The organism is Flavobacterium plurextorum, assembly GCF_002217395.1.
Taxonomy (GTDB): domain Bacteria; phylum Bacteroidota; class Bacteroidia; order Flavobacteriales; family Flavobacteriaceae; genus Flavobacterium; species Flavobacterium plurextorum.
In genome coordinates this window covers 95022-102273 of record NZ_MUHD01000033.1, presented here as the reverse complement: position 1 = coordinate 102273, position 7252 = coordinate 95022, and the positions used below count along the sequence as shown (strand labels likewise).

3 protein-coding genes are annotated in these 7252 nt (G+C 35.7%); all 3 read left to right on the top strand.

From position 1 onward, the window contains the following. On the top strand, positions 1–4323 hold a 4323-nt coding region (locus B0A81_RS17530; protein ID WP_123922205.1), incomplete at its 5' end, for an Ig-like domain-containing protein. A gap of 59 nt (positions 4324–4382) precedes the next feature. Beyond that, the gene (locus B0A81_RS17525) at positions 4383–5291 is read left to right on the top strand and encodes a PorP/SprF family type IX secretion system membrane protein (protein ID WP_089059210.1); all 909 of its coding nucleotides are present in this window, start codon (positions 4383–4385) and stop codon (positions 5289–5291) included. 2 nt (positions 5292–5293) lie between these two features. Continuing rightward, complete coding sequence (locus B0A81_RS17520) at positions 5294–7234, top strand: OmpA family protein (protein WP_089059209.1); 1941 nt, start codon at positions 5294–5296, stop codon at positions 7232–7234. Positions 7235–7252: the final 18 nt, after the last annotated feature.

Here is a 7252-nt window from a genome sequence, read left to right as displayed (position 1 = left end):
TACAGCGTCGATAATTCAGGAATTGTAACTTTTACTCCTGCAGCAAACTACAACGGAACGACAACTCCAATCAGTTATACTGTAAACGACAATCAAGGCGCAGTATCAGCATCAGCGACAATAACTGTAAAAGTTAAAGCCGTAAACGACAAACCAGTTGCTGTAAACGACAACGCTGAAACCGACGAAGACACTGTTGTAACCATTGATGTTACTGCAAACGACACCGATGTTGATGGAACCATAGATGTTACAAGCGTAGATTTAGATCCGGCAACAGCAGGAATCCAAACTTCATTCAGTGTAACAGGACAGGGAACTTACAGCGTAGATAATTCAGGAATTGTAACTTTTACTCCTGCAGCAAACTACAACGGAACAACCACACCAATTAATTATACTGTACAAGACAATCAAGGCGCAGTATCAGCATCAGCGACTATAACTGTAAAAGTTAAAGCCGTAAACGATAAACCAGTTGCTGTAAACGACAGCGCTGAAACAGACGAAGATACTGTTGTAACGATTGATGTTACTGCAAATGACACCGATGTTGATGGAACCATAGATGTTACAAGCGTAGATTTAGATCCTGCAACAGCAGGAATCCAAACTTCATTCAGTGTAACAGGACAGGGAACTTACAGCGTAGATAATTCAGGAATTGTAACTTTTACTCCTGCAGCAAACTACAACGGAACTACAACTCCAATCAGTTATACTGTAAACGACAATCAAGGCGCAGTATCAGCATCAGCGACTATAACTGTAAAAGTTAAAGCCGTAAACGATAAACCAGTTGCTGTAAACGACAGCGCTGAAACAGACGAAGACACTGTTGTAACGATTGATGTTACTGCAAATGACACTGATGTAGACGGAACTATAGATGTTGCAAGCGTAGATTTAGATCCGGCAACAGCAGGAATCCAAACTTCATTCAGTGTAACAGGACAGGGAACTTACAGCGTAGATAATTCAGGAATTGTAACTTTTACTCCTGCAGCAAACTACAATGGAACTACAACTCCAATCAGTTATACTGTACAAGACAATCAAGGCGCAGTATCAGCATCAGCGACAATAACTGTAAAAGTTAAAGCCATAAATGATAAACCAGTTGCTGTAAACGACAACGCTGAAACAGACGAAGACACTGTTGTAACGATTGATGTTACTGCAAACGACACCGATGTAGACGGAACTATAGATGTTACAAGCGTAGATTTAGATCCGGCAACAGCAGGAATCCAAACTTCATTCAGTGTAACAGGACAGGGAACGTACAGCGTAGATAATTCAGGAATTGTAACTTTTACTCCTGCAGCAAACTACAATGGAACTACAACTCCAATTAATTATACTGTAAACGACAATCAAGGCGCAGTATCAGCATCAGCGACAATAACTGTAAAAGTTAAAGCCGTAAACGACAAACCAGTTGCTGTAAACGACAACGCTGAAACAGACGAAGACACTGTTGTAACCATTGATGTTACTGCAAACGACACTGATGTTGATGGAACCATAGATGTTACAAGCGTAGATTTAGATCCGGCAACAGCAGGAATCCAAACTTCATTCAGTGTAACAGGACAGGGAACTTACAGCGTAGATAATTCAGGAATTGTAACTTTTACTCCTGCAGCAAACTACAATGGAACAACAACTCCAATTAATTATACTGTACAAGACAATCAAGGCGCAGTATCAGCATCAGCGACTATAACTGTAAAAGTTAAAGCCGTAAATGATAAACCAGTTGCAGATAATGACACGTACATTGTTGCGGAAGGAGAAACTTTAACAATTACGTCACCAGGTGTTTTAGTAAATGATACAGATGTAGAAGGAGATACTTTGACTGCCGTTTTAGTTACTGGTCCAACTCATGGAATTTTAACTTTTAATGCTGATGGATCTTTTTCTTATACTCACGACGGAACTGAAACATTAGCAGACAGTTTTACTTATAAAGTAAACGATGGAACAGTTGACGGAAATACTGTCACTGTGAACATAACTGTTAAAGCAGTAAATGATGCTCCAGTGGTAAGAAATGATATAAATTCGATCATTTCTTCGACATCAGAAGCAACGGGAATAAAAGCTTTACAGGCAAATGATATTGATGGAACTATTGCAAGTTATACTATTTTGACATTACCATCTCATGGCGTTTTGGCTGTTGGCGGAGTTCCAGTAACAGTAAATCAAGTATTAACACCTTTAGAGGCAGGAACTCTTACTTATGATCCAAGTGGAACATTTACAGGAATTGATACTTTTACTTTTACAGCAACTGATGACCTTTTTGCAACAGCATTAACAGCAGGAACAATTACAATTCCAGTTGGAAATAATGCGCCAATAGTAGAAGATATTATTACCGCAGGTATTCCGTCAAGAGCAGGAGTAACAGCTATTAGTGCTTTAAAAGGAACAGATACAGACGGAACTATAGCAGATTATACTGTTTTAAGTTTGCCATCAAATGGAATTTTAGCGTTAGATGGAGTTCCAGTAACAATAAATCAAGTTTTGACACCTTTAGAAGTCGGCAGGCTGACTTATGCGCCAAGTGGAGCATTTTCAGGAAATGACATCTTTACTTTTATCGCAACGGATAATAATGGTGCAATTTCAAGTCTAGGAAAAGTAACAATTAAAGTAGAAAAAACGATTCTAGATGCAAAGAATGATGTAATACCTTCTGTTGTAGGGATTGATAAGACAATAACAGTGGTTAACGTACTGGATAATGACCTTTTAAATAATAGACCAGTAGTAATTTCTGATATTAAGTTAGGCGTATTGACATCAGATCCAAAAGGGATGTTAACGCTTAAACCTGACGGCACAGTAGAATTGTCTCCTAATGCACCAGCTGGAGATTATTCGTTGACGTACGAAATTTGTGAGAAAGCCAATGCTTCAAATTGTACTTCAGCTGTAGTTTTAGTTACAGTTGAGGCACCAACAATGACAGTTACGACAAATAGCTATTGTTCAGATAATGCGCCATATGTTTCGTATACTGTTACAGGAGATAATTTTGTTCCAACAGGATTATTAACGATTAATTGGATAGACAGCGCGAACAAAATTGTAGCAACTCAAACCAATATGCCTTTAAACGGAAGCGTTTTATGGCCGGGTGCAATTGTTGATGCAAATAAAAAAGCAACAGATTGGCCGGGATGGATATTAGTAGGCGGACAATGGATTGAAGGAAATGATGGTTTTGAATTAACAAGACCAGCTGTTAAAATGCAGTTTAGCTTGAATCCTACTAAGACTGTTGTTGTAAACTATCCATCTGCAATATCTGGTTGTAATGCAATGCCTACGTTTGGAATTAATGCATCAAATGATGATGATGCAGCTTTAGCTAATGGACTTAACGGTTCATCAAAAGTAATTAATGTACTTGATAATGATAAGTTAAACGGCGTTCCTGTTAAACCTGCTGATGTTATTATAAAAGGTTTAGATCTTCCAAAAGGAATTACATTAAATGCCGATGGTACAATTGATGTAGCACCAAGTACAAAAGGAGGAAATTATACAGTAACATATCAAATATGTGAAAAAGCAAATCAGTCTAATTGTACTACTGCAACAGCTAAGGTTTTTGTTGAAGTTCCAGAAATTTCGATTATAAAAACAGTTGAGTTAAATGACAGCAATAATAATGGTTATGCCGAAGCTGGTGAAACTTTAACATACAATTTTACAATAACAAATACTGGTAACGCTGATCTTGAAAATATCCAAGTTTCAGATCCTTTACCTGGAATTTTAATGAATGGAGGCCCAATTAATTTGGCAGCTGGTCAAAGTGATATGTCTTCAATTAGTGGAACGTATACTTTAACTCAAGCCGATGTGAATTCTGGAAGTATCAGTAATCAGGCAACTGTATCGGGAAGTACAAAGAGCGGAATAACTGTTTCGGACAAATCAGATTCTAGTGATCTTAAAGGTGAGAAACCAACAGTTTTAGGATTAAGCGGCTGTGTTATTAAAGTTTATAATGCCGTTTCTTCAAATGGAGATAATAAAAATGAAAGATTCTATATACAAGGTATAGAATGTTATCCTGAAAATACTGTACAGATTTACAATCGTTGGGGAGTTTTAGTATTCGAAAGAGATCATTATAATAATAACGACATTGCTTTTAGAGGTGTTTCAGAAGGTCGTGTTACTGTTAAAGATTCAGACGGATTGCCAGAAGGAACTTATTATTACATCATTAGATATAAAGATAAGCAGTCTAACGCACAGCAAGAAGCGGGGTATTTATACCTAACCAAATAATATTCTGTACAATTTAAATGGCTTAGTGAACAGCTAAGCCATTATTTAAAATAAAATCAATGAGAAAATTAGTTTTAGTTTTATTGTTTTGTTCCGCTGCCAGTTTTGCACAGCAAGATGCACAGTTTACACAATACATGTATAATACCATTAATATAAATCCCGCATATGCCGGTTCACGTGGTGTTATGAGTGTTTTTGGATTATATCGCACCCAGTGGGTTGGATTAGATGGTGCGCCAGAAACCAGCAGTTTTTCTATAAATACTCCAATAGGCAGTAATGTAGGATTAGGAGTTTCATTAATAAATGATAAAATAGGTCCTACAAATGAAAACAACTTAGCTGCAGACTTTTCCTATTCAATACCAACATCTGCAACAGCAAAACTTTCTTTTGGTATAAAAGGATCAGCAAATTTATTTAAGCTTGATCCCACAAAACTAACGCCGGAAGATCAAGGAGATCCCCAGTTTCAGGATTTTGAAAATAAATTCACGCCCAATATTGGAGCAGGTGTTTACTGGCATACAGATAAAGCTTACGTAGGTTTGTCGATTCCTAACTTTATTCAAACGAATCGTTATGACGACAATGATGTTTCTATTTATAAAGACAGAATTAACTATTATTTAATTGCAGGTTATGTATTCAATTTAGATCGTTATGAGATGATTAAATTCAAACCCGCTGTAATGACTAAAATGGTCGAAGGTTCTCCGCTTCAAGTTGATGCATCGGCAAATTTTATGTTTAATGAGAAGTTTGTTATCGGATTAGCTTATAGATGGAGTGCTTCTGTAAGTGCATTAGCAGGATTTCAAATTACTGACGGCTTGTATTTAGGTTATGCATATGATCGTGAAACAACCAAATTAGTGAACTATAATTCAGGTTCACATGAGATATTTCTTCGTTTCGAATTTATAAACAAATATGGCCGAATTACTTCACCAAGATTCTTCTAATTATGAAAATTAAAAATATAATTTGCACCGTTTTTTTGTCTGCAATAAGTTTTAATGCCGCAGCACAAAAAGGAGTTTTAAATAAAGCCGAGAAAGATTACAATCAGTATGCTTATATAGACGCCATTTCTATCTATGAAAAAGTGGCCGATAAAGGGTATAAAGACGAAAAAATGTTTCAAAGATTGGGGAACGCTTATTATTTTAATGCAGAGCTTGCCAAAGCTGCAAAATGGTACGATGCCTTATTTTCTTTAAACAATCAGCAAGAACCAGAATACTATTATCGTTATGCACAAACACTAAAATCTATTGGTGATTATGCTAAAGCAGATAAAATGCTCGAAGCCTTTAATGAGAAAGTTAAAACAGATACAAGAGGAGTTTTATTTGAAAAAAATAAAAATTATTTAGAGCAGATTAAAGCCAATTCAGGAAGATTTATAATTGCTGATGCCGGTATTAATTCAAAACAATCAGATTACGGAAGCACACTTTTAAATAATAAATTAATATTTGCTTCTGCTCGTGATACAGGAAATGTAACACGATCAACATTTAAATGGACAAACAAGTCTTTTACAAATTTATATGCTGCACAGTTAAAAGCTGATGGAAGTCTTGAAGAGCCCGTTCGATTTGACAAAAAAATTAATTCGAAATTTAACGAATCTACTCCTGTTTTTACCAAAGATGGAAAAACAATGTATTTCACAAGAAATAATTTTTTAAAAGGAAAAAAAGGGAAGGATGAGAAGAGAGTTACTTTATTAAAATTGTATAAAGCCGATTTGGTCAATGATAAATGGACAAATGTTGTCGAATTGCCATTTAATAGTGATCAATACAGCACAGCACATCCCGCTTTAAGTACAGATGAGAAGAAATTGTATTTTGCATCGGATATGCCGGGAAGTTTAGGACAATCTGATTTGTATAGTGTTGCAATTAATAGTGATGGTACATTTGGGAAACCCGAAAATCTTGGCGCGGCAATTAATACCGAAGGCAGAGAAACATTTCCTTTTATAGCAGGAGATAATGAACTTTACTTTGCCACTGATGGACGTCCAGGATTAGGAGGTTTAGACATATTTACAGCAAAAATTAATGACAATGCTTCTTTTGGTCCAGTTCAGAATATCGGAGAACCTGTAAATACAAAATTTGATGATTTTGCCTTTGTAATAGACAACAATACCAGAAAAGGTTTTTTCTCATCAAATAAAGATGGAGGAAATGGCAGTGATGATATTTACAAATTTGTAGAAACTAGAAAATTAAATTGCGAAAAAGAGTTATCAGGAGTTATTAGAGATTCTCAAACCAATGAAGTTTTAAGTGGAGCAAAAGTAATTTTGCTTGATGATAAATTTCAACAAATCACAGCAGTAACTTCAGGTACTGATGGAAGTTACAAGTTTCAAGTAAAATGCAATACAACTTATCATGTAAGAGCAGCGAAGGAAAACTATGAAACCAGTGAAACACCAATTCTAATTCAGCCGACAGATGATAAATCAAAACTGGATATTAAGCTCGAAAAACAGATTAAAGAAATTGGTATTGGAACAGATCTAGCTAAAACCTTAAATATTCCTATTATTTATTTTGATTTAGATAAATCATTTATTCGCAAAGAAGCTGCTTTTGAGTTAGAGAAAGTTTTAGCCGTAATGAAACAATACCCAGCGATGAAAATTGATGTTCGCTCGCATACTGACAGCAGACAGACTGAAAAATACAATCTGACTTTGTCTAACAAAAGAGCAAAAGCAACTATTGACTGGTTGGTAAAACAAGGAATTTCCCCAGCTAGATTAACTGGACGAGGTTACGGTGAAAGTCAATTGGTTAATAAATGTTCCGATAATGTAAATTGTACCGAAGAAGAACATCAACTAAACAGAAGAAGCGAATTCATTATCGTTTCGATGCAATAGCTTTAGAAAAGTAAAAAA